The 25,079-nt window shown below is 46.6% G+C and carries 21 protein-coding genes, 5 tRNA genes and 2 pseudogenes; 19 read left to right on the top strand and 9 right to left on the bottom strand.

The genetic code is table 11. The annotated features are described in order from the left end of the window. Positions 1 to 226 precede the first annotated feature (226 nt). The 8 genes and pseudogenes from KHS78_RS21575 (at position 227) to KHS78_RS21540 (ending at position 8,629) form a co-directional block, all read left to right on the top strand. A complete protein-coding gene (locus KHS78_RS21575; protein ID WP_211831082.1) occupies positions 227 to 802 on the top strand; it encodes a nucleoside/nucleotide kinase family protein in 576 nt (191 codons plus the stop codon). Next, complete coding sequence (locus KHS78_RS21570; protein WP_211831081.1) at positions 799 to 1,884, top strand: hypothetical protein; 1,086 nt, start codon at positions 799 to 801, stop codon at positions 1,882 to 1,884. Before KHS78_RS21575 ends, KHS78_RS21570 begins: the two co-directional genes overlap by 4 nt. Further along, positions 1,881 to 3,104: a glycosyltransferase family 4 protein gene (locus tag KHS78_RS21565; protein ID WP_211831080.1), complete on the top strand. Its 1,224-nt coding sequence runs from the start codon at positions 1,881 to 1,883 to the stop codon at positions 3,102 to 3,104. Before KHS78_RS21570 ends, KHS78_RS21565 begins: the two co-directional genes overlap by 4 nt. Positions 3,105 to 3,112: 8 nt before the next feature. Further along, positions 3,113 to 4,504 carry an O-antigen ligase family protein gene (locus KHS78_RS21560; RefSeq protein ID WP_211831079.1) on the top strand — a complete coding sequence of 464 codons (1,392 nt, stop codon included), beginning with the start codon at positions 3,113 to 3,115 and terminating at the stop codon, positions 4,502 to 4,504. Further along, the gene (locus tag KHS78_RS21555) at positions 4,470 to 5,645 is read left to right on the top strand and encodes a glycosyltransferase family 4 protein (RefSeq protein ID WP_211831078.1); all 1,176 of its coding nucleotides are present in this window, start codon (positions 4,470 to 4,472) and stop codon (positions 5,643 to 5,645) included. The genes KHS78_RS21560 and KHS78_RS21555 overlap by 35 nt, the downstream gene beginning before the upstream one ends. A 41-nt stretch (positions 5,646 to 5,686) precedes the next feature. Continuing rightward, positions 5,687 to 6,439 (top strand): WecB/TagA/CpsF family glycosyltransferase, encoded by a 753-nt coding sequence (locus KHS78_RS21550; protein ID WP_211831077.1) that lies wholly within the window; start codon positions 5,687 to 5,689, stop codon positions 6,437 to 6,439. A gap of 498 nt (positions 6,440 to 6,937) precedes the next feature. Continuing rightward, a pseudogene (locus tag KHS78_RS22740) lies at positions 6,938 to 7,111 on the top strand (IS1 family transposase); the annotation flags it as partial. A 144-nt stretch (positions 7,112 to 7,255) separates the two neighbouring features. Next, positions 7,256 to 8,629 carry an undecaprenyl-phosphate glucose phosphotransferase gene (locus KHS78_RS21540; RefSeq protein ID WP_211831076.1) on the top strand — a complete coding sequence of 458 codons (1,374 nt, stop codon included), beginning with the start codon at positions 7,256 to 7,258 and terminating at the stop codon, positions 8,627 to 8,629. 54 nt (positions 8,630 to 8,683) lie between these two features. On the opposite strand, the gene KHS78_RS21535 is transcribed toward KHS78_RS21540, so the two are convergent. Beyond that, positions 8,684 to 8,863: a guided entry of tail-anchored proteins factor 1 gene (locus KHS78_RS21535; RefSeq protein ID WP_211831075.1), complete on the bottom strand. Its 180-nt coding sequence runs from the start codon at positions 8,861 to 8,863 to the stop codon at positions 8,684 to 8,686. A gap of 13 nt (positions 8,864 to 8,876) precedes the next feature. After that, positions 8,877 to 9,044: a hypothetical protein gene (locus tag KHS78_RS21530; RefSeq protein WP_211831074.1), complete on the bottom strand. Its 168-nt coding sequence runs from the start codon at positions 9,042 to 9,044 to the stop codon at positions 8,877 to 8,879. Positions 9,045 to 9,213: 169 nt separating this feature from the next. On the opposite strand from KHS78_RS21530, the gene KHS78_RS21525 reads away from it, so the two are divergent. Then, positions 9,214 to 9,489: a ComEA family DNA-binding protein gene (locus tag KHS78_RS21525; protein WP_211831073.1), complete on the top strand. Its 276-nt coding sequence runs from the start codon at positions 9,214 to 9,216 to the stop codon at positions 9,487 to 9,489. An 84-nt stretch (positions 9,490 to 9,573) separates the two neighbouring features. Here the strand turns inward: KHS78_RS21525 and uvrB are convergent, their stop codons facing one another. Further along, positions 9,574 to 11,586 (bottom strand): excinuclease ABC subunit UvrB, encoded by a 2,013-nt coding sequence (uvrB, locus tag KHS78_RS21520; protein ID WP_211831072.1) that lies wholly within the window; start codon positions 11,584 to 11,586, stop codon positions 9,574 to 9,576. Positions 11,587 to 11,729: 143 nt separating this feature from the next. Between uvrB and KHS78_RS21515 the strand changes: the two genes are divergently transcribed. The 5 genes from KHS78_RS21515 to KHS78_RS21495 all read left to right on the top strand — a co-directional run bounded on the left by KHS78_RS21515 (position 11,730) and on the right by KHS78_RS21495 (position 13,581). Then, positions 11,730 to 12,908 (top strand): pyridoxal phosphate-dependent aminotransferase, encoded by a 1,179-nt coding sequence (locus tag KHS78_RS21515; protein WP_211831071.1) that lies wholly within the window; start codon positions 11,730 to 11,732, stop codon positions 12,906 to 12,908. A gap of 140 nt (positions 12,909 to 13,048) precedes the next feature. Further along, positions 13,049 to 13,124: transfer RNA gene (locus KHS78_RS21510), tRNA-Asn, on the top strand. Between the two features lie 91 nt (positions 13,125 to 13,215). Then, positions 13,216 to 13,292: transfer RNA gene (locus KHS78_RS21505), tRNA-Val, on the top strand. 91 nt (positions 13,293 to 13,383) lie between these two features. Then, positions 13,384 to 13,460, top strand: a tRNA-Val gene (locus KHS78_RS21500). A gap of 44 nt (positions 13,461 to 13,504) precedes the next feature. After that, positions 13,505 to 13,581: transfer RNA gene (locus tag KHS78_RS21495), tRNA-Val, on the top strand. A 112-nt stretch (positions 13,582 to 13,693) separates the two neighbouring features. On the opposite strand, the gene ppnN is transcribed toward KHS78_RS21495, so the two are convergent. Continuing rightward, positions 13,694 to 15,067: a nucleotide 5'-monophosphate nucleosidase PpnN gene (gene ppnN / locus KHS78_RS21490; RefSeq protein ID WP_211831070.1), complete on the bottom strand. Its 1,374-nt coding sequence runs from the start codon at positions 15,065 to 15,067 to the stop codon at positions 13,694 to 13,696. Positions 15,068 to 15,421: 354 nt separating this feature from the next. Between ppnN and yfcD the strand changes: the two genes are divergently transcribed. Continuing rightward, positions 15,422 to 15,943, top strand: coding sequence for an NUDIX hydrolase YfcD (gene yfcD / locus KHS78_RS21485; RefSeq protein WP_211831069.1), 522 nt, complete (start codon positions 15,422 to 15,424; stop codon positions 15,941 to 15,943). 8 nt (positions 15,944 to 15,951) lie between these two features. Next, complete coding sequence (locus KHS78_RS21480) at positions 15,952 to 16,587, top strand: riboflavin synthase subunit alpha (protein WP_211831068.1); 636 nt, start codon at positions 15,952 to 15,954, stop codon at positions 16,585 to 16,587. Positions 16,588 to 17,679: 1,092 nt separating this feature from the next. Here the strand turns inward: KHS78_RS21480 and lon are convergent. Next, complete coding sequence (lon, locus tag KHS78_RS21475; protein WP_211831067.1) at positions 17,680 to 20,079, bottom strand: endopeptidase La; 2,400 nt, start codon at positions 20,077 to 20,079, stop codon at positions 17,680 to 17,682. 333 nt (positions 20,080 to 20,412) lie between these two features. On the opposite strand from lon, the gene KHS78_RS21470 reads away from it, so the two are divergent. Then, positions 20,413 to 21,096 (top strand): chalcone isomerase family protein, encoded by a 684-nt coding sequence (locus tag KHS78_RS21470; RefSeq protein ID WP_211831066.1) that lies wholly within the window; start codon positions 20,413 to 20,415, stop codon positions 21,094 to 21,096. Here the strand turns inward: KHS78_RS21470 and rarD are convergent, their stop codons facing one another. Further along, positions 21,097 to 22,002, bottom strand: coding sequence for an EamA family transporter RarD (rarD, locus tag KHS78_RS21465; protein ID WP_343216953.1), 906 nt, complete (start codon positions 22,000 to 22,002; stop codon positions 21,097 to 21,099). A gap of 328 nt (positions 22,003 to 22,330) precedes the next feature. On the opposite strand from rarD, the gene KHS78_RS21460 reads away from it, so the two are divergent. Beyond that, entirely contained in the window at positions 22,331 to 22,999 is a 669-nt protein-coding gene (locus KHS78_RS21460; protein ID WP_211831065.1) for a MarC family protein, read from the top strand. A 3-nt stretch (positions 23,000 to 23,002) separates the two neighbouring features. Here the strand turns inward: KHS78_RS21460 and KHS78_RS21455 are convergent, their stop codons facing one another. Next, entirely contained in the window at positions 23,003 to 23,383 is a 381-nt protein-coding gene (locus KHS78_RS21455) for a PH domain-containing protein (protein WP_211831064.1), read from the bottom strand. 263 nt (positions 23,384 to 23,646) lie between these two features. Between KHS78_RS21455 and KHS78_RS21450 the strand changes: the two genes are divergently transcribed. Further along, positions 23,647 to 23,734, top strand: a tRNA-Ser gene (locus KHS78_RS21450). A 90-nt stretch (positions 23,735 to 23,824) separates the two neighbouring features. Here KHS78_RS21450 and KHS78_RS21445 read toward each other — a convergent pair. Continuing rightward, a complete protein-coding gene (locus KHS78_RS21445) occupies positions 23,825 to 24,676 on the bottom strand; it encodes an HNH endonuclease (protein ID WP_246506759.1) in 852 nt (283 codons plus the stop codon). A gap of 281 nt (positions 24,677 to 24,957) precedes the next feature. Next, positions 24,958 to 25,079, bottom strand: a pseudogene (locus tag KHS78_RS21440) (IS1595 family transposase); the annotation flags it as partial.

Below are 25,079 nucleotides of genomic sequence, written 5' to 3'. Positions count from 1 at the left end.
AATTCCACAAGGCTCATGCCTTTCTGAAACTGGATTTTGTTCCTGGCCATGACACGTCTCCTAACCCAAGGAAAACCAGTGTCGTAAGTTTAGACGGGAGAATGGCTTATGTTAGGTGGTAATCAGGTGGCTCTTTGTAGCTTGCTGGTTACATGACGCGTGTAAAAAGTATTTATGAGATGGTTTCTAGTAACCTTAAGTTGTAGTAAAACGGTAAATAGATTAAATGATTATATGTTTTTTAGGGCCGGATGGTTCTGGTAAAACAACGATAACTAATAGTGTTGTCGATAAAGTTAAGTGTGAATTTAATGGTTGTCAGAGGTATCACTTACGTACTTATTTTGGACTAAAGAAAAAAACAGTATTTACTGTAACTGATCCGCATGGGCAAAAGCCAAGGGGCTGGTTAGTTTCTAATATAAAATTAATATATTTCTTGCTGGACTATTGTTTTGGATTCACCTTTCTTTTAAAAAAAGAGAACTTGATAATTTTTGATAGATTTTATCATGATTTATTGGTTGACCCGAAAAGATATAGGTTTGGTGGAAGCTTTCATTTCGCAAAGTTTTTGAGTAAGTTTGTACCTGAGCCTGACATTTATTTTGTGCTTGTTGCTGATCCAAGTTTAATTCAAAAAAGAAAGAAAGAAGTACCTCTAAATGAAACTGAAAGACAAGTACAGTTATACAAGGCTTTTGCAGAAAATAATAAAAAAGCATTTTTAATTGATACAGGAAATGAAGTCAATCAATCTGTTGATAATGTAATCGAAATTATACTTAAAAGATTAGAATGATAAATCAAGATGCTATTAATAGGCTGTTATGTTATTTTTCCGATAAATACGGAAAAGATAAGCTTGAAAGTCAGAAATTTTTCGTCATCAATAGTTCTGGATTACCAAGATGGTTATTACCTACAGGTTGCAGAAAAAATAGATCAGTAACCTATGAGATATTAAAGCAATGGAAACCATACTCTAGAAAAAGTGAGTTCTTCTGGATTGTCCTAATTAATTTATATCGTTATGGCTTACTGTATTTCATGCCAGGTATACAAAGGTATGTTCTACCTATGAGCAGTACTATTGTGTATACTGTTTATGTCGGCACTCCAGGGGAAAAACAGAAACTAGTTCTTTCTCTTTATAATAAAGATTCTGGTGAGACTAATATTGTTAAAATTGCTATGGGAAGTAAAGCCTATCAAGCAATTGAAAATGAGACCTATGCCTTAAAAAATTTACATAACTCTGTAAATGCACCACGTTTATTAGAAAAAGATTGGAACTGTAAGTGGTTAAGTCAAACATTTGTTTCTGGTAAGTTATGTAAGTCTTATCTTTCACAAGCTCAGCTTGAATGGCTTACTTTATTACCTAAAGGAAAGAGCTTTGACCTTAATTCAGAACTATACACACAACTTCAAAAAGTTATTACTCATACAAGTGAAAAAGAGTATGAACTTATAGGCTCCTCTAAAAAAATTATTTGCGATACTCTCTCTAGAAAGATAATGGTTTTGGACTATATCGTTATACATGGTGACTTCGCACCATGGAATATGAAATTAGAAAAGAGTAATAGACTCTATGTTTTTGACTGGGAGTCCTATGAAAAGCATGGGATTCCACTATATGATCTATGTTACTATTACCTTAATCTTAGTCATCTATTTAGACAGCAAAATTATTCTAGAATACTTTTTGAGTCAGATGTGATTGATCGATATTTAGAAGAACTACATATTAATTCAGCTTATAAAAATGCACTTACAGCATGCGCCCTTTTAAAAATAATTAATAATGCTGTAGAAGACATGCGGCCGGATTTTGCTGAATATATACTAAATCTGAAGCTGGAAAAACTTATTAAATGAATGTTTTGCTATCTGCTTATGCTTGTGAACCAAACAAAGGCTCAGAACCTGGTGTGGGCTGGCACTGGGCTATAGAAATCTCAAAGCTGGGGCATCAAGTAACCGTACTTACTAGATCAAATAATAAGAAAAATATAGAAGATAAATTGGGAGGAATGACTAATAGAAATTTAAATTTTTATTATTATGATTTACCCCGTTGGCTTGCCTTTTGGAAAAAGGGTGGGCGAGGTGTTCACTTATATTACATGCTTTGGCAAATTGGAGCCTATTTTGTAGCAAAAAAATTAAATAGAAGGAAGCAATTTGATCTTGTGCATCATATTACGTTCGTAAGTGCAAGACAGCCCTCGTTCATGGGTTTGCTAGGTATGGATTTTATATTTGGTCCTGTAGCCGGTGGTGATACAATTCCCCATAAATTGAGAAATAATTTTTCAATTAAAAATAAAGTTAGAGAAGGTTTGAGAGATTGGATCAATTCGGCTGTTAAGTATGATCCTTTAATGAGATGCACTTTTTCTAGTGCGAAAAAAATAGTTGTTACCAGTGAGCAAACTCTATCAATGATACCGGAAAAATATCATCAAAAATGCTCTATGCAGCTAGCAATTGGTATTGATTCAATTCTTCTTAAAGAAAATAAGAAATCATTTGATAATAGGCAAAAAAAATATTGCAGCCGAGATATAAATTCATCGCTTAAGATTTTATATGTTGGAAGGTTTGATTATCTTAAAGCAATCGATATCGCATTGATGTCATTTGCTGTAGCAATTGAAAACGGGTTGAACGCTACTTTCACATTAGTTGGTGAAGGACCGGAAGAGTCTGAGCTAAAAAAAATATGTAAACAATTAAAAGTCGATCAATGTGTCAATTGGGTTCAATGGTTGCCACAAGACGAATTAAATGATGTGTATAGGGCTCATGATATTTTTTTCTTTCCGAGTTTAAGAGATTCTGGTGGAATGGTGGTATTAGAAGCTCTATCTAATGGTTTACCTGTTATCTGTTTTGACTTAGGAGGCCCAGGAAAAATAGTCGTTCCTGAATGTGGTTATAAAGTTATGAACCATTTAGAAATTTCAGAGGCTGTTCTGGCATTTTCGCAACTTATTGAAAATTTCAAACCATCAAACGAACTTAGTCAATTATGTTACTCGAGAGCTGTTGAGTTTACTTGGTCTAGCTCTGTTCTCAATGTGTATGGTGAGTAATGTTATCAATGACTAATATAGAATTCTATCGTAAGCTCTTTTTAGAGAGTCGTGATAGGCTAGCATTGCTTATTTTGTTCTGCTACCTGTTATTTAATTATGGCTTCATGCAAATCAGGATAGGCATCTTACCAATTGGTGAGATGTTTATTCTTCTCATGATTGTTATTACTCGCTGGCTAACCGTAACCGCTAGATTTTATTTTGTATCTGGCCCATCGATTTTAATGCTCTTCCTATCTTGGTGGTTATTTGTCGCATTGTCTGCCATGTTAGGTTTTTATAAGTATGGCGTTTGGGCTCTCAGAGATGCTAGTCATGTTATAGAAACAATATATATATTAATTGGTTTCTGCTTGTTTGGTAGTTTTTTCTTCATGAATAAGCTTTTTTCATTCTTTCGTTTCTTTATAGTAGTTATAATACTCTATGGATTAACTTATCCAATTTCAGGTTTTTTGAGATTTTTATCACCACACCTTAGTGGTGCATCAGGTCAAAGTGTTTCAATATTTTTTGTGTACACTAATACTGCGATGCTTATGCTTGTATCTGCAGCAAGTATGTTTATTTTTAAATCAGAGGGTTTTTTTGTTTCTAAGTTGAAACTGATTATTGCAGGTTTTTTAATAGCATTCTGCTTAGCTTTCTTCCAGGCTAGGACAATTTATCTACAGATTATTGCACTTTATCTATTTTTATTCATGTTTAGGAGAAGTGAATTTAAAAAAGGTATCTTTGTAATATTATTTGGCCTTCTTGTAATTATACTGTTGCCAATATTAGGTTTTGAAGCTGAAGGGCGTATTGGACAAGTTGTTTCTCTTAAATTTTTATACAACCACTTCATGGCGATTTTTGGTATTGCGAATAGTGGCGTTGAATCAGCTGCCGGAGGGGTTGACCTGCGTATAGGATGGTGGCTTGATATTTATGAGAAATGGTCAGTAGATTTTACCACGATGTTTTTCGGTTTAGGGTTTGGATTGCCTTTGATTGATCATGGTTTAGCAAACGGCGTTGTTGCTAGGGAACCCCATAATTCTTTTATTTCTTTGCTTGCAAGGTTAGGTATCTTTGGAGCATCTTTATGGTGTTTAATACACTGTTTTTTGTTGAAGGTATGGTTTAATCTATTTAAATTTACAAAAATAAATCAATACAAAACAATAAATAATTTTCTTGCAGTTTTTATGATTTATTTTGTTTTTGTTTGTGTTTTTGCAATCGGTGAAGATTCGTTTGAAAAACCTTTTAATGCTATTCCTTATTATTTGCTCTGGGGAGGGGTTATTAGAATGGAATGGTATCGTAGGAAATCAATTTTCGAGGAGGTAGTAAGGAGTGCGGAATCCAAAAATTTTAATGGTACACAACAGATATCAAGTGCATGGCGGTGAAGATGTAGTTTTTGAGAATGAAAAGAATCTTTTAGCTTTTAATTCTTTTTCGGTTTCAGAATATGTTGTGACAAATACTTCAATTAATGGCTTCTTAGATCAGGTAAAAACATTAAAAGATGTTAAATTCTCAGAACAACAAAGAAGAATTATTTCAGAAAGGGTTTCACTATTAAATCCTTGTTTGATTCATGCTCACAATATTTTCCCGCTTCTAACCCCTTCAATATTTCATGCGTGTCAGGATGCTGGTGTTCCTGTTGTTTATACTCTGCATAACTTCAGAAACCTATGCCCAACTGCTACTTTGATGGATGATGGAAAAATCTGTGAACGTAGCTTGCAAGCGAGTAGTTGGTGGACTGTTCCCAAGCGAGTTTATCGAAATTCTTTGATTGGAACTGCAGCATTGGCTTATATGGTTGACTACCATAAAAGCAAAGGAACGTGGCAAACGCATGTTGATCGTTATATTGCCTTAACTGAATTTGCCAAAGCAAAATTTATTGCTGGAGGTTTCCCTGCGGATAAGATTTCAGTTAAGCCAAACTTTATTGAAGATCCTCAAAAGGGTAATAAAATAATAGAGAAAAAAGGTGGCTATGCAGTTTTTGTTGGACGACTTAGTGAAGAGAAGGGGCTTAGTATTCTTTTAGAAGCATGGAAGGCTATTAATTATCCTTTGAAGATCATTGGTGATGGTCCAATGAAATCTTTTGTTGAAAAGCAATCTGCCAATAACTTAAATATCCAGTTTTTAGGATTTCAAAATACAAGTACTATTTTTTATTTATTGCAAAATGCTGACTTTATGATTATGCCTTCAACGTGGTATGAGACTTTTGGTCTGGTGATGATTGAGGCTTTTGCAAATGGAACTCCCGCATTAGTTTCGAACATTGGAAGTATGGCCGAAATCGTATCTGATGGTAAAACCGGTTTGCATTTTGAAGTAGGTAACCCTGATTCTCTGGCTGAAAAAGCAGAATATCTGATTCTGCATCCGAAAATAACTCGGGAGATGGGAGTTAATTCTCGACAAGAGTACCTTCAAAAGTATACGCCAGAAATAAATATTGAAATATTGCTCGACATATACCGTCAGACTATTCGAGTTAAAAAAGGCGTATGCCCTTTTTAGTTATGAATGGTGCTTTGGGATTTTATTTTTAAGAGTTGCTTGTGGAAAATTTCCGTCTTAATGTTTTGAAAATGCGTGTTTGTCTGACGGATATGCACGCTGTTCTTTCTCAGATCGATAATTGGTGTTCGGTTAATGAAGGACGTTATATTTGTGTCTCCAATGTTCATATGTGTATGGAAACCTTTGATTATGAAGAGTTTTGCAAGGTTGTAAATAATGCTGATATGGTGGTTCCTGATGGTAAGCCATTAGTATGGGCTCAAATGTTATTAGGTCATAAGAAAGCACGGCAGATTCGTGGCCAAGACTTAACCATGGCGCTTTGTAAGGCCGCTCCTGAAAAAAATCTCAAAGTCGGTTTTTATGGTGGAACACCCGAAACGCTTTTTGTTATGAAAAAGTGTCTATCTGAGCAGTTTTTTGGGTTGGATATTGCTTATGACTTTTCTCCGCCATTTCGACCGCTAACACCGTTAGAAGATGAGGAAGTAATCAAATCCATTAATGATTCTGGTGTCCAAATACTTTTTGTGGGTATTGGTTGTCCAAAACAGGAATGCTGGATGGCGGAACACAAAGACCGGCTAAATTGTGTTATGCTCGGTGTCGGTGCTGCCTTTGATTTTATTGCGGGTAATAAAAAACATGCTCCTCGCTGGATGCAAAGCATTGGAATGGAGTGGCTGTTTCGTTTGCTAAGCGAGCCTAATCGTTTGTGGAAGCGCTACATGAAACAAAATCCACGTTTTCTCTGGTACTTCACACAACAGTTGTTAGGCCGTAAGTTTTAGTTTCCTTAATGCACAAGACCTGTGTAGAAGCTATCTCAAAGCTCCGATTGAAAAGCGACTATGCTCTTTCATGTGTATTTAGTGGTATCTGTCATGAAAGAGCTAACCGATGCCCAGTAGGAGCGCTTTGCTTACTTCTTTCACCGAAAAGACATTTAACTAGGCGGAAATGGAAGATCTAGGCAACCCGAAAGACAGTTCTTGAGGAGATTCTCTGGATTTTACGGACAGGTACCCAGTGGTACGACTTGCTAGATGTTCTCCTCTTACCAAACCTGTCATCGCAACCATACGATGAGGAAAAGGCAGGTGCTGATCTGCCAGATGGACGAGCAATACACGTTTGTCGGCAATAAAGTAAACCAGTGTTGATTGCTCTATGTTTAGGGGCCACGTTATCAGAACGTGATTGCTCATGTGTTCGGTAGTAGGACAAAAGCAACGTTGAATAGGCTGATAGCACTGATCAAATACTAGAAGTTCAGGTTTTACTGTACCGATGACTGGCATCCATACAGTACTGAACTGTCGCAAGATAGCCGTGTTGTCAGCAAGCAGTTTACCCAGAGTATTGAAAGACACAATCTGACGCTGTGCAAGTGGATCAATCGGTTGAATCGAAAGACTATCTGCTTCTTACGTTCAGAGGAGCTACACGACAAAGTTATCTGAGAGTTCAACTTCATAATGTGGTATAAACCTATTTGAAGCTTGAGCGACAAGTGTGATGGTTCTTGTCAATTTTTCTACTGGTGCTTTAGCTGGTAAAATGACAAGCTAGTTCTTGTGTTGCAGTCGGGATACAAAAGTCATTACATGCCCACATCATTTTTATCAGGCAAAAGCCGTTTGCCACTGACACTGCTGATATTGTTTGATTTGGTTATCGCTGTACTGAGTGCTTTGGTGGCAGAATTTGTGCGATTTGGGCACCTTAATGATCGATTACCATTTGATCTTATAACTATACAGGCATTACTGGCAGTAATACTTGCACTAATATGCGGAGTATATACCCCCTGGCGTGGACGCCCATTGGCTGAGCGACTTGGTGCTGTGCTGTTGGCGTGGTCACTTTCTTTTGCCTGCATCATTGGTTATCTCTTTCTGACAAAAACGACAGCAGATCACTCCCGGCTATGGTTCGCTCTATGGATTGGAGTTGCGCTTTTTACGGCAGTGAATGGTCGTTTCGTCCTGTATCGTTTACTGATGTCGTTAAGGCGGCAGGGGCGTAATACGCGCAGTGTGCTGGTAATTGGCAACGGCTCAAATTTTCAGCAGGTATGCAGGGATTTTGCTGAAGGTAATTCATTCGGGTATCGACTGGCTGCAATCATTAAGCACACAGATAATGAGCAGACATGTTCAGGCTTGGAAAAAATTCTGACCGAAGGTAAATCTTACGACGAATGTTGGCTTTGTCTGCCTCTTGAACAAAGTGATCTGGTCCAGCCTGTTATGTATGCGATACGCCATCGCACAATGGATATTCGTTATATGCCGGGTATGCGTGATATGCCGCTTCTGAACCATAATGTGACGATGATTGGCGGGTTTTATTCTCTGGATATAAGCTGCTCGCCTATGGATGGTGCAAATCGTATTGTGAAGCGGATGGAGGATCTGCTGATCGGCAGTATGATTCTGCTTCTGATAGTACCAGTTTTGTTGATTGTAGCTCTCGCGGTCAAGTTGTCGTCTCCAGGCCCCATCCTGTTCAAGCAGTTTCGCCATGGTGCTGATGGCAAACGGATAAAGGTCTACAAGTTTCGAAGTATGTCAGTTCATCAGGAAGAGAACGGCACAGTGACTCAGGCAGCTAAAGGTGACTCTCGCGTGACGCGTGTTGGGGCTTTTCTACGCAGAACGAGCCTTGATGAATTGCCGCAGTTTTTTAATGTGCTGCAGGGGAGAATGTCGATTGTCGGGCCAAGGCCTCATGCGCTGGCGCATAATGAATACTATAAAGACTTGGTTGAGTCTTATATGAAAAGGCACAAGGTCAAACCGGGTATCACAGGTTTGGCGCAGGTTCGTGGTTACCGTGGTGAAACCGATACGCTAGATAAAATGCAAAAACGCGTTGAGTGTGATCTGGAATATATTAACAACTGGTCAATGTGGCTGGATCTTCGGATTATTATCTGGACGGTTTTCAAAGGATTTGTGAACCGCAATGCCTACTAGCTTCTGCTGGTAAAAAATCAGAAACATTGCTTACGGGTTGCTCCGGTAAGCAAATCAATCGAAATACCAGTTCACGCCAAATACGAAAAGCGTAGTTGTTATCAGGCCACCAAAAGTATTCCAGAACAGGCATGATATAGTGGTGATTTCCACGCGCAGTTCGCTGCTGACCTTGTCGACCATGCTGTTAAGTTCGGTATGATTTCGGTTGATTTTGGTATTGAGCTGCATCATCTGATTGTTCCGGTCATCGTAATGCCTGTCCATCTGCAGCTGTGATTAAAGTGATTTCGTTCATAATCAGAGGATCCTCCCGCGTAGCAACGTGCTGAGGGTCAAGCGCCTTGTCGATACGGTGCGCCAGTTCTTCACTAGTGCCAATGTGTTTTAATGCGTGAACAATGTGCTTCCTCATACGCCCTCCGTTTCATGGTTCTGGCATAACAGTACGGACACTCACTCCGTCAAGAGTCGACTGATAACAGTAGGTTGCCTTGCAAACTGTCAAAACAGTGGCTAGCTTAAGACTGTAAATAAGACACAAGTCTTGTTTTCCCCTGAAGGTTATTAAAGGAATGATACCTATGACACGCAATATCATTGCCGCTTTGCTCGTTTCTATTCTTAGCTTCAGTTCTCTTGCATTTGCTGAAGGCAAATCCAGCAAGATCAACATCAATACAGCCAGCGCCAAGGTGCTGGATAAAGAGCTCAAGTATGTAGGCGAAACTATCGCCAAGCGGATTGTTGAATACCGCAAGAAGCATGGTAACTTCACCAGTATTGAAGAGTTGAGCAATGTCAGAGGTATTGGTAAGAAAGTTGTGGAAGCCAATAAAAAGAACGTTGTTGCTCAGTAGCACCTTATATCGTAGATAAAAAGGGCTTCAAGATCGGAAGCCCTTTTTATTCGGCCGGTTTTGGGAAAGCTGTTCTTTGCTCTGTTAGTGCTTCAGAACATGCTCTTTCAGCTGATTGATCCTGTCCCGGACAGCCGCGGCTTCTTCAAATTCAAGATTTTTTGCATGCTCGAACATTTGCTGCTCCAGTGCCTTTAACTCCTTAGCCATCTGTTTCGGATCCATTGCGCTTGTATCCATGCGCTGGTCAGGCGGTACTTCAGCCGCTTTACGGGTTTGTTTGGTACGTCGCCCAGGGATTGCGCCTTCCATGATGTCCGCAATCTGCTTGGTGACACCTTTGGGCGTGATATTGTGTTCCTTGTTGAAGGCCTGCTGTTTTTCCCGGCGTCGATCAGTTTCTTCCATTGCGCGCTGCATCGAGCCCGTAATGCGATCGGCATAGAGGATCGCTTTACCGTTAAGGTTGCGGGCAGCGCGGCCTATGGTCTGAATCAGGGAGCGGTCTGAGCGCAGGAAGCCTTCTTTGTCAGCATCCAGAATCGCAACAAGCGACACCTCAGGCATATCCAGCCCTTCCCGAAGCAAGTTAATACCCACTAGGACATCAAAGGCGCCGATGCGCAAATCGCGAATGATCTCAACCCGTTCGACAGTATCAATGTCTGAGTGCAGGTAGCGAACCCTGACGCCCTGTTCAGACAAATATTCTGTCAGGTCTTCTGCCATGCGTTTGGTCAGAACGGTGATCAGAATTCGGTCACCCTGGGCAGTACGCTTGTTAATTTCAGACAGTACATCATCGACTTGGGTTGTGGCTGGGCGTACTTCAATCTCAGGGTCGATCAGGCCTGTGGGGCGAACCACCTGGTCAACGACTTGATCCTGGTGTTCTTTTTCATAGGGGCCGGGCGTTGCAGACACAAAAATGGTTTGTGGTCGCTTGCTTTCCCACTCTTCAAATTTCATGGGGCGGTTGTCGAGCGCGGAGGGCAGGCGGAAACCATATTCGACCAGCGTCTCCTTTCGTGAGCGGTCACCCCGGTACATCCCGCCGATTTGTGGCACTGTGACATGTGACTCATCGAGAACCAGCAAAGCATTATCAGGCAGATAATCAAATAGTGTGGGTGGGGGTTCACCCGGCCCACGGCCTGAGAGATAGCGTGAATAGTTTTCAACACCCGTGCAGTAACCCAGTTCCACCATCATTTCGATATCAAAGCGGGTGCGTTGTTCCAGGCGCTGTGCTTCTACCAGCTTGTCGTTTTCTCTTAATACCTGTAACCGCTCTTCCAGTTCCACTTTGATGAAATCAATGGCATCAATAATAGTTTGCCGGGGAGTGACGTAATGGGATTTGGGAAAAACGGTCACCCGTGGAACGCGACGCAGAACTTCTCCGGTTAATGGATCAAACCAGCTGATGTTTTCCAGTTCATCATCAAACAACTCTAGCCGTATGGCCTCTTTTTCCGAATCCGCAGGGAAAACATCAATGACATCGCCGCGTACCCGGTAAGTGGCTCGCTTCAGCTCCATATCGTTGCGGGTGTATTGCAGCTCGGCCAGGCGGCGCAGTACCTGTCGCTGATCAATGGTGTCACCACGGCTCAGGTGTAGCACCATTTTGAAATATGACTCCGGGTCACCCAGACCATAAATGGCCGACACCGTTGCAACGATGATCGCGTCATCCCGCTCCATAAGCGCTTTTGTGGCAGAAAGGCGCATCTGTTCAATGTGATCGTTTATTGAGGCATCTTTTTCAATAAAGGTGTCGGAGGAGGGGACGTAGGCTTCCGGCTGATAATAATCGTAGTAAGAGACAAAATACTCGACGGCGTTATTGGGAAAGAACTCCCGAAATTCACCATAAAGCTGTGCTGCCAGGGTCTTGTTGGGCGCCATGATCAGGGTCGGGCGCTGCAGGTTCTGGATGACATTGGCAATGGTGAAGGTCTTGCCGGAACCGGTCACCCCCAGCAGGGTCTGGCAGGCCAGGCCGCTGTCAGCGCCGGCGGTCAGTTTGCGGATGGCGTCCGGCTGGTCGCCGGCGGGCTGGAAATCGGAGACTACCTGGAATCGTGGGCCCATGGGTTCCTGCTATCCTGTGGATCATGTAGTATTGCGTCGTATGACAAGTTAGTGTGCCAATTCCTTATACAACAGGCCAGTCTGCCTGGCCGGAAGCCCCCGATCCCGGGTGAAACGCTTCCCGAAATAAAGAGGATATCAGCTTGGACCAGCAACTTTCCCGTAGAGTTCAGAGTATCAAACCTTCCCCGACCCTGGCGGTGACCACTCGGGCGGCGGAACTCCGTGCGGCAGGAAAGGACATTATTGGCCTTGGCGCCGGCGAACCGGACTTCGATACACCGGATCATATCAAGGAAGCGGCCATCAAGGCGATTCATGATGGCAAGACCAAGTATACCGCGGTAGATGGTACGCCGGAGCTGAAGCAGGCGGTCATTGACAAGTTTGCGCGGGATAATGGCTTCAATTATGAGCCGGGTCAGATCCTGGTTTCCAGCGGCGGCAAGCAGAGTTTCTTTAACTTGGCTCTGGCATTGCTGAATCCCGGTGATGAGGTTGTCATTCCAGCGCCTTACTGGGTCTCTTATCCCGATATGGTGGCTATTGCGGAAGGTGTGCCGGTGGTTGTGGAAACCACCCAGGCGACTCGTTTCAAGATGACCGCCGAGCAGTTGGATAATGCGATTACCGATAACACCCGGTTGGTGGTCATTAACAGTCCGTCCAACCCAACCGGCACGGCTTACAGTGCCGATGAATTGAAAGCACTGGCAGAAGTCCTGCTGAAGTACCCCCATGTGATGGTCGCAACCGATGATATGTATGAACATATCCTTTGGCCGGGACAGAGCTTCGTTAACATCCTGAATGTCTGTCCGGAATTGTATGACCGAACGATTGTGTTAAATGGTGTTTCCAAAGCCTACTCCATGACGGGGTGGCGTATTGGTTATGCCGGTGGTCCTAAAGCCTTGATTGCCAGTATGAAGAAGATACAGTCCCAGAGTACGTCAAACCCGTGCTCCATTGCCCAGGCGGCAGCGGTTGCAGCGTTGGCCGGCCCTCAGGACTGTGTTACGACAATGGTTCAGGCCTTCAAGCAGCGTCATGATCATGTGGTAGCGCGCCTTAACCGCCTGCCGGGTGTTGAGGCTATTACCGCCGATGGCACGTTCTATAGTTTTCCTGACTTTTCCGGTGTGATTGCCGCAAAGGGCTATGCGTCTGATCTGGATCTGGCTGAAGCCCTTCTTGAGGCCGGTGTTGCCATGGTGCCGGGCTCAGCATTCGGTGCGTCAGGTCACATGCGTTTGTCGTTTGCGACTAGTCTGGAAGCGCTGAATAAGGCACTGGATCGCTTGGAAATCGCAGTCGCCTGATAAAGTTTTGAATGTAAGGCCTGTGATTGCGGTGCAGTTGCAGGCCTTTTTTATTGGGTGCGGTATAACGCAATAAAATAGCCCGGAAAACCGGTTGACCTCATCTGGGACGATCAGTACCATACGCCTGCATCGACTGATCCCCGATAGCTCAGTTGGTAGAGCAAATGACTGTTAATCATTGGGTCGCTGGTTCGAGTCCAGCTCGGGGAGCCATCAAAACGATGGCGTGATCAGTTGCAATTAACCGGAAGCGAAAGCATCCGGTTTTTTTGTCCGACAGTTTTACTGTGTTGATGACGGTAGCAGGCGGTTAGCTCAGCTGGTTAGAGCGCAACGTTGACATCGTTGAGGTCGCTGGTTCGATTCCAGTATCGCCTACCATTTTCAAGGCTTCGAAGAAGCACGCTGCAGTAAAAAAGTCCGACAAACTATTGAGTTTTAGTGCTGTGTGAGTATCATGCGGCGCATCTGAAGGCGGTTAGCTCAGCTGGTTAGAGCGCAACGTTGACATCGTTGAGGTCGCTGGTTCGATTCCAGTACCGCCTACCAATTTTGCCGTTATCGGCCGTGCCTTGTGCATACAACGTTTTTATAGGCGGTTAGCTCAGCTGGTTAGAGCGCAACGTTGACATCGTTGAGGTCGCTGGTTCGATTCCAGTACCGCCTACCATCATCAAAAAGGGATCTGCATTGCAGATCCCTTTTTTGTTATGCGTGATAAAGCGTGGAATGAGCAGGAAACCTGAGGCTTCCTGCTCATTGACGCATCATGTGGTCAGTGATCAATTCTCGATAACATAGCAGGGCTCATAATGGCTGCCTGGTAGTTTCATCCGGTGCTGAGCAACGAATGAGCTGAGCAGTTCATCAATACGCTGCATCAGTTCCGGTTCGCCGGACAGCCGGAAAGGACCATGCTGCTGAATGGTTTGGATGCCGCTTTCCTTGATATTGCCCGCCACAATACCAGACATTGCACGACGCAGGTTGGCAGCCAGTTCACTGGGTGGCATATCGTGTGCCAGCGTCAAAGCGGCCATGGATTCGTGGGTCGGCTCGAAAGTCTCCTGGAACAAACGCTCAATGGTCAATTCCCAGTTGAAGTAGTAGGCATCCTTGCTGGCCCGGCGGAAGCGGGTGACTTTATCCAGACCGCTTTTCATGGCTTCGGCGACAGCCGCAGGATCATCAATAATGATCTCATAGAGTGCCTGTGCTTCTTTGCCCAGTGTCGCACCAATGAATTCATCAATGCGCTGGAAGTATTCTTCTGAGCTTTTCGGGCCGGTAAAGACCAGGGGGAAGGGGATTTGCCGGTTCTTGTCATGCAGCATCACGCCAAGAATATAAAGAATCTCCTCGGCGGTGCCCGGGCCGCCCGGGAAAACGACAATGCCATGCCCGAGTCGGACAAACGCTTCCAGTCGTTTTTCAATGTCTGGCATGATCACTAGTTCATTAACGATCGGATTCGGACTTTCGGCGGCAATAATGCCGGGTTCCGTCAGGCCGATGAAGCGACCTTTACTGATGCGTTGTTTAGCATGACCAATGTAAGCCCCTTTCATCGGGCCTTTCATAGCGCCGGGGCCGCAGCCGGTGCAGATATCCAGGCCGCGCAGGCCCATCTGATAGCCGACCACTTTGGTGTAAAGGTACTCTTCACGGCCAATGGAGTGACCGCCCCAGCAGACGACAATGTTTGGAGGCTGCTTGGGGATGAATGCGCGGGCATGGCGCAGGATTTCGAAGACCAGGTTGGTGACGTCCCGGGGTTCATTGAGCTCGAAGAGTCCCTGCTCCTCCATCTCGCTGAAAACGTAAAGGATGTCGCGCAATACGGAAAACAGGTTCTCTTTGACGCCGAGAATCAGCTTCTTGTTAACAAACGCACAGGCTGGTGCGTTGAGCAATTCCAGTTTGAGCCCGCGGGGTTCCTGGATGATTCGGATGTCGAAGTCTTCATGCTCCGCCATCAGTTCGTGGGCGTTATCTTTTTCTGACTCACAGTTCAGTACCGCCAGTGCACACTGACGGAACAGGGTGTAAAGCCCCGTTTTACTGGTGTCCTGAAGTTTGCTGACCTCATGGCTGGACAGCACATTCATGGACCCGGTGGGGTTGACGATTGTGGTTACAGTATCGCAATGACCCATGCACATCTCCCTCTGCATGTGAGCGTAAACTCTGAAAGAACGAATGATTACGAGTGGTGTTCTGACCGGCAGGTAATGAAAAAGTTGCCGGTTATCAGGTTCAGTATAGTGAATACGCCTGAATGTCAGTAATGGCGTATAAATCTGTTATATCCCCGTGAGGTGGTCTCTGTCCAGTTTGATCGGCTGCAAAATGTTACCGGTTGTTGCCGGAGGGAAAAGGCGCTTGCAATTTGTCGGGAGGATTACAACAATCGGCTCAGGCACGGGCGGTTATGCCGTCTGCCTGTACCCTGAAAGCAGTAAGTCAAAACAAGAATCGATAAAAAACGCGTATCGACTGGGAGGGTTGGCATGACCGAAGAGCAGGTCGTAATTGTGGATGATGAAAACCAGGTGACTGGCTCAGCACCTCGGTCGATTATGCGGCGCGATGGCCTGTGCCATCGGGCGACGTTTATCTTTGTCTTTGATTCGGACGGTTATCTGTATATTCAGAAACGGACGCTGAGCAAGGATGTCTATCCCGGTTATTATGACCTCGCTGCCGGTGGAGTGGTGGCCGAAGGGGAAGACTATGACACGGCGGCGGCTCGCGAGTTGTCGGAAGAGTTGGGTATCAACGATGTGCCACTGTCGCCCCGGTTTCATTTCTATTACCACTCCGATGAGTGCCGGCTGTGGGGCAAGGTCTTCACCTGTGTCTATGATGGCTTGCTGACTTTGCAGGAAGAGGAAGTGGCAGGCGTGATCCGGGAGAAGCCGGAAGTCGTGTTGGCTGAACCTGAGAAATACCCTTATACACCGGATACGCTGGTCGCCTTGGAGCGGCTGATCCATTTAGAGAACGACGAGAACACCTCGGAACAGGAGTAAGTGCCAGTATGTTCACCGGAATCGTGCAGGGCCGCATGTCGGTCGCAGCGGTTGACAGTAAACCGGATTTCTCAACGCTGACGATTCAGATGGAGCCTTCCTTAATGGAGGGGTTAAAAACGGGCGCCAGTATCGCAGTAAACGGCGTCTGCCTTACGGTGACGGCGTTTGACAGTGGTCAGGTATTGTTCGATGTGATGAAGGAAACGCTGCGTGTAACTAACCTGGTGGATGTTCGACCAGGGTCGTTTGTGAATGTAGAACGCGCAGCGCGCTTTTCCGATGAGATTGGCGGGCATCTGCTTTCAGGTCATGTTCATGACACAGTCCGTGTAAAAGAGGTGATTCGTGAACCTGAGAATACAACAATCCTGTTTACGGTAGATCCTCGCTGGCGGGATTATCTGATGCCGAAAGGCTATGTTGCGCTGAATGGTGCCAGCCTGACGCTGGGAGAAACCGTAACGGATGATGAATTCCGGGTACACCTGATTCCGGAAACCCTTCGTTTAACGACGTTTGCAACGGTAGAGGCGGGCGATAAGGTGAACCTTGAAATCGACAGTCAGACTCAGGCTGTTGTCGATACGGTGAAGCGCTGTCTCGGAGATCAGGGATTTGTGCAGCGATTGCTCTCTAAATAAGTAGCCTGCTGTTGTTATGACTGGGGGCGATGAGTCGTCTGTCTTTATTGGGTTTGACGGTTAAAAACGGTCAAATCGACTGCATATAGCGCTTGGTAATACAGTGATTGCTAAACGGTATGACAGATAATGGACGCCAGATCAGGCAGGCACTATAAATTAAGGTAGCTCACTACAGTGTCCAAGCGTGGGTTGCCTACGCTGCTGAAGCTAAAGCAAGAAAGAAAGCCGCTCAACCTGCATATATGGGTTCCGCGGCTTTTCTCTTTATGTCTATAAAGTCACCACCACGTTAAATATAAGCCGTGCTTTGCGCAGCCTCAGATCCCACACTGAAAAGCTTTCGCCCAGCAGGCCTAAATAAATTTTCCTTAGTCTACGTTGGCGCAATATAGAGTTTTCAAAGGTAGTCAACAGTTATGGTCTATCTAGCTACCCATGAAGTTGGTTTCGATGATGTAGCCATTGGTTTCCCTTTTTTGGGGGATTGTATGGGGGTGGTTGTGGTGGGCTCCGAGGGATTATGTGGGTGGCATGTAATGCCTGGCCACTCGGGCAGAACCTTTCAATTTCTTTCTTTTATTAATTCACACGTCAGCGCTGCATTTACACATTTGTATTTTAATTTTAATTCGGCGAGGAGATTTATACAGGAACCCTGGCATCTAGAGGCCGCTTTTGTTGCGGAGCATCTAGGTTATCATGGAGCAATAAAAGGGTTTGATATTAGTAATATACTGTTGTTTTGATCTTTATAGTGACACTGTCTACGTGGAGTACAGAAAAGAATCCAAAGGCTGTCAGCTATTTTATAAAAGAATGAATAAAATGAGGGTTTCAAGAGGTGATGGTGACTCTTTGCAGTCAATGCAGAGAGTCACGCCTAAAGGGCTAATGCCCATGAGAGTGGCCTCCCCAGATAATATATCTTCAGTTGATATTGTTGAAACAGCACGTAATAAAGGTAGGCTACACCCAGTTAAGGAAAGGTATCTTGAGACGCTGAGGGTTTAAGGGCTGGCCTACAGTCGTATTAATTGTTAAATGACAGCTAAAGTTAGGCGCATAGAGCTTTATCTATGCGCCTGACGTTTAAAAAACTATTTTAACAACATCGCTGAACCGTTTGGCAAAATGTACGGTCATTCCTTCCTGAATATAGTCGGGTAATTCATCATAATCCCGCTTGTTAGCCTCAGGCAGAATGAGTTCATGAATGCCGCTGCGTCTTGCCGCAATCACTTTTTCACGAATCCCGCCTACCGGTAATACCAGCCCTGTGAGTGTTAGCTCACCGGTCATGGCCAGTGGTCGTGGTTTCTGATTGCGAGCCAGGCTTAGCAGGGCACTCGCCATGGTGACGCCGGCGCTCGGGCCATCCTTCGGAGTTGCGCCTTCAGGCACATGCAGGTGAATAAACGCCTTGTCGAAGAAGTCAGCGGGGCCGCCAAACTTTTTCAGGTTGCTCATCACATAGCTGTAGGCGATCTCGGCGGATTCTTTCATCACTTCGCCCAGCTTGCCGGTCAATTTAAAGCCGGGGCGAAGTGTATGGATGCGGGACGCTTCCACGGGCAGGGTGGCGCCGCCCATTGAGGTCCAGGCCAAACCTGTGATAACGCCGACACCCTGCACAATTTTTTCTTTGCGGAAATACGGTGCACCAAGATAGTCAGGCAGATTCTTCGCGGTGACCGTTAACTTCAGTTCCGGTTCTTGCAGGATTTGTACGACTGACTTACGGATAATCCGTGCGAGCAGTTTTTCCAGATGGCGAACACCGGATTCCCGGGCGTAGCCTTCAATCACTTGTTTCAGTGTTGTATCGGAAAGTTTGATCTGGCTCTTCTTCAGGCCGGCCTTTTTCAGCTGCTTGGGCCAGAGATGGTTTTTGGCAATGGCCACTTTCTCGCGGGTGATATAACCGGCAAGACGGATCATATCCATCCGGTCCAACAGTGGCCCGGGAATGGTATCCAGCTGGTTGGCAGTACAGATGAACAGGACCTTGGACAGATCAATGCGCATGTCCAGGTAATGATCCAGGAACTCGGTGTTCTGGGACGGATCCAGTACTTCCAGCAGGGCAGAGGCCGGGTCGCCCCTGAACGAAGAGCCAATCTTGTCGATCTCATCCAGCATGATGACCGGGTTGGCAACATCCACTTCCTTCAACGCCTGAACCAGCTTGCCGGGCATGGCGCCAATGTAGGTGCGGCGATGGCCCTTGATTTCGGATTCATCTCGCATGCCGCCCAGGCTGAAACGGTAGAACTTCCGCCCTAAGGCTTCTGCTACCGAGGTGCCAATGGATGTTTTACCCACGCCAGGCGGGCCGACCAGCAGCAAAATAGAGCCTGAGACTTCGCCTTTGTAAGCGCCGACAGCCAGGAATTCAAGAATTCGATCTTTGACGTCATCGAGCCCATCATGGTCGCGGTCGAGCACCTTGCGGGCATTCTCTAAATTTAGTTTGTCTTCAGAGTGGACGCCCCAGGGGACGGATGTGGCCCAGTCCAGGTAGTTTCGGGTCACACCAAATTCCGGCGAGCCAATTTCCAGCAGTGCCAGTTTGTGTAACTCTTCATCAATTTTCTTTTGAACGGCTTCCGGCACTGTTTTGTCTTTCAGGCGCTGTTGGAATTCTTCAATTTCCGCCGTCTTGTCATCCTTGGAAATACCCAGTTCCCGCTGGATGACCTTGAGCTGTTCTTTCAGGAAGAACTCGCGCTGGTGCTTACTGATCTTGAGATTGACAGCTTCACTGATTTCACTCTGCAGCTTGGCGACTTCCTGTTCCTTGCGGATCAGCACCAGCACTTTTTCCATACGGCGCTGTATGGAAACGGTTTCCAGCACTTCCTGCAATTCAGCGCCGCGGGCCGTGGTGATGGCGGCGGCGAAATCAGCCAGTGGTGATGGATCCCGTGGACTGAACCGGTTCAGGTAGTTTTTCAGTTCTTCACTGTAGAGTGGATTCAGTGGCAGCAGTTCCTTGATGGCGTTGATCAACGCCATGGCGTAGGCCTTAAGGGTATCCGGATCCTCATCACTGCTGACCGGGTAAGTTACCTGAACCAGATAGGGTGGGGTGCGGCGCAGCCATTTGACGATCTTGAAGCGCTGCATGCCGAGGGCGATGAACTGGATCTGGTCATCCACTTCCACCAGGTTGTGAATCTTGACGGCGCAACCGATTTCCGGGAACTGGTCCGGTGTGGCCTCGTCTGACTCGGGAATATTGTCGATAAACGAAAGGCCCATGACCATCTGGTCAGATTGGGAGACCCGCTTGAGAGTGTCTTCCCAGGGGGCGGCAGCGAACACGAGAGGCTGAACCTGGGCTGGGAAAAAGGGCCGGTTGCTGGCAGGAATCAGGTAGAGTTTGTCCGGCAGCGCCTGCTGGGGAATGACCAGTCCGGTGCCGGTCTGGGTGGATTCATCAGCTTCATCGGAAATGATTTCCGGGGATTCTTTCTCTTGTTCGCTCATTGTACACCGAATGCTGTTTCCAGGTTTTGCCATCCCTGTCGCCAGGAAACTGACGCTATGCCGATTTTGCGGACCCTGAGGATGACTCAAATGACATCATGCCTCTATAGATTGGGATGGCGACGAGGTTTTTAAATGGTGGTACGTTAATTATGGCCAATATGCGCCTGCCTGTTGGAGTTCGCGATGATTTCTGTCAGAAGAATTGACCGGCGGTAGCGGGCTGGCGGCGGTTTATTGCTTTTCGCGGCTCGGGGCAGTGTAATGGAGGGCGCGAGACCGCCATTGGCACAACAATAATAACGATAAAAAGAACAATCACAGGAGAGAGTCATGGGAATACGGCGCACGCTGACCGTAGGATCCCTGTTCTCATCGTCGCAGTTTGACAGGAACAGACACTTCATCTGGCTGAAATGGCCACTACTACTTCTGATGCTGGCGCCGCCGGCCTGGAGCCTCACCATCAAGGGGGTCGATATCCCCGAGGTGCTGCCCGCCCGGGACAGCCGTCCGGAACTGGTCTTGAATGGTGCGGCCCTGCGAACCCAGTATCTGCTGGTGAATACCTACATCGGCGAACTCTATCTGGAAAAGCCTATGCAGTCGGCTGAAGCGATTTTCGCCGATGATGGTCACAAGCGCATGGTATTTCATGTATTGATGAAGCGTATCAGTGCCCGCCGTGTGGCCAATGCGCTCTATGAAGCTCTGCAGCTCAATATCACAAAAGAGGAGCAGCAGGTGCTGGAATCCGAGATCAATACCATGATCAGTATGTTTGAGGGTCGGATGAAGGCGGGCGATAAAGGGGAAATTGATTATATCCCCGGGCTGGGCACCCGGGTTCGCATCAGCGGCAAGGATAAAGGCATTATTCCGGGTAAGGCCTTCTTTAATGCATTGCTCTCAGTCTGGATCGGCGAAAACCCGATTAACCGCACCTTTAAAGAGGGCATTCTCGGACTAGAGACTGCTGAACAGGCTGAAATAAATGAAGACGGTAAGGACGCCTGATCAGGCGCCCTGCCGCCATCCCCGCCGGAGGCTGTCTGCGGTAAAGACAGCCAGCGCCGTCCAGATCAACAGAAAACTGACCAGCCGGTTATTGTCGAAGGGTTCGTTATACACAAAAATTGCCAGACACAGTGACAGGCTGGGGCCAATGTATTGAGTAAAACCCAGTGTCGATAGTCGGATGCGGGTTGCTGCGGCTGTAAACAGCAGAAGCGGGACTGTCGTGATGACGCCCGCGAAAGCGAGCCAGAGGCTGAGTGAAGGTTGATCTGGCCGGAAAGCATGACTGTCAGTTGAGACCAGATAGCCAAACCAGACCACACAGAAAGGAAGCATTAACGCGGTTTCTGCCAGCAAGCCGCTGACAGCCGGCAGTGCGGCCTGTTTGCGCACCAGCCCGTAAAACCCAAACGTAAACGCGAGTATCAGTGCAACGATGGGCAGGTTACCGGTCGTGAGGACCTGCCAGGCTACGCCGGTCAGCGCCAGCAGAACCGCCAGCCATTGAGGGCGGGTCAGGCGTTCCTGCAGGAAAACCATGCCTAACAGGATGTTAACCAGGGGATTGATAAAATACCCCAGGCTGGCGTCGGTAATGCGGTCATTGCCCACGGCCCAGATGAATGTCAACCAGTTCACGGCGATCAGGCTGGAGGAGAGCAACAGCATCCGGCAGGTTTTCCAGTTACGCAGCGCCGCAAGGGATTGCTTACACGCCGAGCCTTGCCAGTAACTGAGCAGCCAGAGCACACCACCGAGTAGCAGGAACGACCAGAATACCCGGTGTGCCAGCACCTCCATGGCGGAGGCGGCTTCCACCTGTTTGAAGTAAACCGGCATAAAACCATAAAAGCTGAAGGCGGCGATCGCAAAAAAAAGGCCGGAGCGGGTATTGGTCTGTGTCACTGCGTTACCGTTATACCGGGTTTCCGCAGGCTGGCTGGGAGCGGCCGTAGCCTGGAAAACCGCATCCTTTGGAAAAATTGTTTTTTTCTGAGTTGCACCGATAAAAAAGAGCAATCTATCGGGCGCGGGGTCTACTGTTGTGGGGGAAGCTGCGTTAGAATGCGCGCCTTCAACAACATAGATTTCAGCCGGCAGGGTAGGCGACCCGTTCTGGGACGCGCCGTATCGGCTAACGTATTCTAAGCGAAAGCGCCCGCGTTAATCACGCATCAATCAGACGCTATTTTATTCATTCGTTTCGAGAGAACAGTTCCCTGGAGTTAGGTGGATGGCTAACAGCCTCATGGAGTTCGCGCTCCTTTGTCTGACCTCATTATTTACGATGATCAATCCGGTCAGTATTACGCCAGTATTCAGTTCGATCACGGCGGACCTGCCTGTGCAGCAGGCGCGCCATGTCGCCCTGAAAGCGACCATGACGGCGTTTGCGATCCTGGTCACCTTCGCGTTGACGGGCTCCATCATATTCAAGGTGTTTGCGATTTCCGTGAATAGCCTGAAGATTGTTGGTGGTGTGCTGTTCTTCCTGATGGGATATGAGATGGTTCAGGCGCGCATGGGCCGTACCCGGATCGACAAGCAGGAAGAGATGGAAGACCTCGAGGAATACACCAATAACGTGGCGATCACGCCGCTGGCGATTCCGCTGATCTGTGGCCCGGGTGCCATTGCGACCGTGATCATTCTTATGGAGCAGCACAAGGATATCCTGTTCCGTTCAGTACTGTTCCTGTCAATCCTGACGGTAATTGGCGTGACCTACCTGTTCCTGCTGTTCGCCAAGCCGATCATGGATCGTTTGGGCGAAAGTGGTAACAAGGTGCTGATGCGGATTATGGGTTTGATCGTGATGGTCATCGCGGTGGAATATTTCTTCGGCGGCTTGAAGCCGATGCTGCGGGATATCTTTGAAATTGTGCCGCTGGCAAACCCGTAACTATCAGGCTGCCTGACTTTGGTCTGGCAGTTTGATCGGCCGTTTGGCTGTTTCCTCTCCGCTGATATTGGGAAGCTCTGTTTGTGGGGCTTCCTGCTCCAGAAACGTCAGCGCGTCGTCCAGATGTTTGAATTGTCGTTGCTGGTAACCGCTGGCACCGTTGCGGTCGCGATATTCCATATAAAGGAAAGTACGGGATTCGATAAAGACCTTGTGGAATTTCACTTTGCCTGTCGCCAGCCAGCAGTAAATCGGGCAGTGGTAGCGGGTGTGATGAATATGGCGGCTGAAGGCGTCAAGATTGACGAGGGTGTCGGCAAGGATTTCGGTTGCGGGCTTGCGTGTAGGATGGTGGAAGGTAACAGTCCCGCTGACGGAGTCCATAATAGTGCCTGGAAGGTGAAAAATGCCGGTTTGTCGTTCTGACAGTCAATAACTGCATTTAATCACCTTTGCTATATCGCCTCAATATAGAGAAGCGGTAGGGCGCAGTCGTCGCGGTGACGGTGTATGGGGTTGGGTAGTGGTTTTGACGCGCATGTTCCGTAAATGCCGCAGAGTGTGCCTGATGAGGTTGTTTCTGGCAGGGAACTGGTATACATTTCGCCTCGCTTTCGGGGCACAGCCCGAAACGAAAGCAATCAGCTGGTGAGGTGTCCGAGTGGCTGAAGGAGCACGCCTGGAAAGTGTGTATACGGCAACGTATCGAGGGTTCGAATCCCTCCCTCACCGCCAAAATTGAAAAGCCTGCTACCCATTGGGTGGCAGGCTTTTTTTATGCCAAGATTTTCATGCTCTGAGAAACTAGCGAAAACAAGCCGTAGCTTAGGTGTTTTTATTATTGTTGAGTTGCCTAATTATGTTTTCAGCCTGTTTAGCCTGAAAAATCAGCTGCTCATTAAACGATTTCGCAGTTAGTGAAAAATGAGCCATTCGATGGCAGTTGGGGCAGAGTGCTACGACGTTATTGGGATGGTCAGGGCCACCATCAGATAAACGATATAAATGATGGCACTCGAGATAGGGGCCCTTTTTTGCAATGAATGGAGCGGGTTTATTGCAGCCTTCGCACTTCCCTTTTGCCCTTTCTTTAACATACAACTTGATGGCTTCTGACCTGTAGTATGTATGCATTACCTTGTCATTAGTGGAGGGGGTATTAGATGATTTTTCGATAGCAGCGATGCGTAATTCATCTATGCTCTTGCCGCTTAGGTCTTTGAGGCTTTTGGCGCTACATACCGTTGTGCCTTGTGTTAGCTGATTGGTGCACGCCGAGTTAATGTCCATATGGAAGACTATCACTTTCCGAATGTTTCCCTCTCGGTCAGGTCTCTGCTCTTCATGATGGGTAATATATTCTGCTTCGCCTAAGTATCGTACGTAGGCTCTGCGAGTATACTCAAAAAAGTGGATTACTTTGTTGCTGTCTTTGTGATCTCTAATAGCTTTGTTTCCTGCCTCCATTTTCATATCGCCAACCTGGCCTTCGCCTGTATACCGGAAGGTACCATCGCTATGAAAGTGGTCGATGTATCCGTGTTGTTCACCCTGGTCCGAGGTGAACAGAAATATTACTGGGTATTCTTTTGGTGTTGATATTCCACCTTGAGCTTGACCCTTAAATTTGCTGTGGATCTCAGTCCTTCGACGGTATTCTTTTCCAACTTCGAACATGGGCTTTTCGTTTCTTGTTAGTGGGTTTTTCTTGATGTTGTTGGAGTTATTTTGGATGTGCTACTGCCAGAGTTCAGGCTTAGTTGTTTGAACGCCAGAGGAGCATGGGTCTCAATAGCTCAACAACTAACTTGAGCGTTCGATCAAGGATTAAACCAAAATGGAGTGATGAGCGCTATAGGTAGAGTTTGTCGTCTTTGTCGTGGGAGGGAGAGTTGTCCTAGTCTGCTTCCATAGGCTAAAAATGATCAGCATAGGCTTTGCTGTAACTGCATACCTGATTACCACTGTGGCTCAGCCAGCTTGAGAAGCCTTGCTGGCATGGGGCAGGTTCGCGCAGCCATGTAACCCAGCCTTGATACCATCGCCTTCAAATCAAAGCGCCGGTTAAATCGATAACAGT

Source organism: Kistimonas asteriae, assembly GCF_018263925.1.
GTDB lineage: Bacteria > Pseudomonadota > Gammaproteobacteria > Pseudomonadales > Endozoicomonadaceae > Kistimonas > Kistimonas asteriae.
The sequence above is the reverse complement of the archived record's forward strand: the minus strand, read 5'-3'. Positions and strand labels throughout refer to the sequence as shown.

Bases quoted from the DNA above. Each gene is read 5' to 3' on its own strand.
- KHS78_RS21540 (WP_211831076.1), top strand. From the start codon at position 7,256: ATGCCCACATCATTTTTATCAGGCAAAAGCCGTTTGCCACTGACACTG.
- yfcD (WP_211831069.1), top strand. From the start codon at position 15,422: ATGACCGAAGAGCAGGTCGTAATTGTGGATGATGAAAACCAGGTGACT.
- KHS78_RS21460 (WP_211831065.1), top strand. From the start codon at position 22,331: ATGGCTAACAGCCTCATGGAGTTCGCGCTCCTTTGTCTGACCTCATTA.
- lon (WP_211831067.1), bottom strand. From the start codon at position 20,079: ATGAGCGAACAAGAGAAAGAATCCCCGGAAATCATTTCCGATGAAGCT.
- KHS78_RS21525 (WP_211831073.1), top strand. From the start codon at position 9,214: ATGACACGCAATATCATTGCCGCTTTGCTCGTTTCTATTCTTAGCTTC.
- KHS78_RS21455 (WP_211831064.1), bottom strand. From the start codon at position 23,383: ATGGACTCCGTCAGCGGGACTGTTACCTTCCACCATCCTACACGCAAG.
- ppnN (WP_211831070.1), bottom strand. From the start codon at position 15,067: ATGGGTCATTGCGATACTGTAACCACAATCGTCAACCCCACCGGGTCC.
- KHS78_RS21570 (WP_211831081.1), top strand. From the start codon at position 799: ATGATAAATCAAGATGCTATTAATAGGCTGTTATGTTATTTTTCCGAT.
- KHS78_RS21530 (WP_211831074.1), bottom strand. From the start codon at position 9,044: ATGAGGAAGCACATTGTTCACGCATTAAAACACATTGGCACTAGTGAA.
- KHS78_RS21560 (WP_211831079.1), top strand. From the start codon at position 3,113: ATGACTAATATAGAATTCTATCGTAAGCTCTTTTTAGAGAGTCGTGAT.
- KHS78_RS21480 (WP_211831068.1), top strand. From the start codon at position 15,952: ATGTTCACCGGAATCGTGCAGGGCCGCATGTCGGTCGCAGCGGTTGAC.
- KHS78_RS21470 (WP_211831066.1), top strand. From the start codon at position 20,413: ATGGGAATACGGCGCACGCTGACCGTAGGATCCCTGTTCTCATCGTCG.
- KHS78_RS21555 (WP_211831078.1), top strand. From the start codon at position 4,470: ATGGTACACAACAGATATCAAGTGCATGGCGGTGAAGATGTAGTTTTT.
- KHS78_RS21565 (WP_211831080.1), top strand. From the start codon at position 1,881: ATGAATGTTTTGCTATCTGCTTATGCTTGTGAACCAAACAAAGGCTCA.
- KHS78_RS21575 (WP_211831082.1), top strand. From the start codon at position 227: ATGATTATATGTTTTTTAGGGCCGGATGGTTCTGGTAAAACAACGATA.
- uvrB (WP_211831072.1), bottom strand. From the start codon at position 11,586: ATGGGCCCACGATTCCAGGTAGTCTCCGATTTCCAGCCCGCCGGCGAC.
- KHS78_RS21445 (WP_246506759.1), bottom strand. From the start codon at position 24,676: ATGTTCGAAGTTGGAAAAGAATACCGTCGAAGGACTGAGATCCACAGC.
- KHS78_RS21535 (WP_211831075.1), bottom strand. From the start codon at position 8,863: ATGATGCAGCTCAATACCAAAATCAACCGAAATCATACCGAACTTAAC.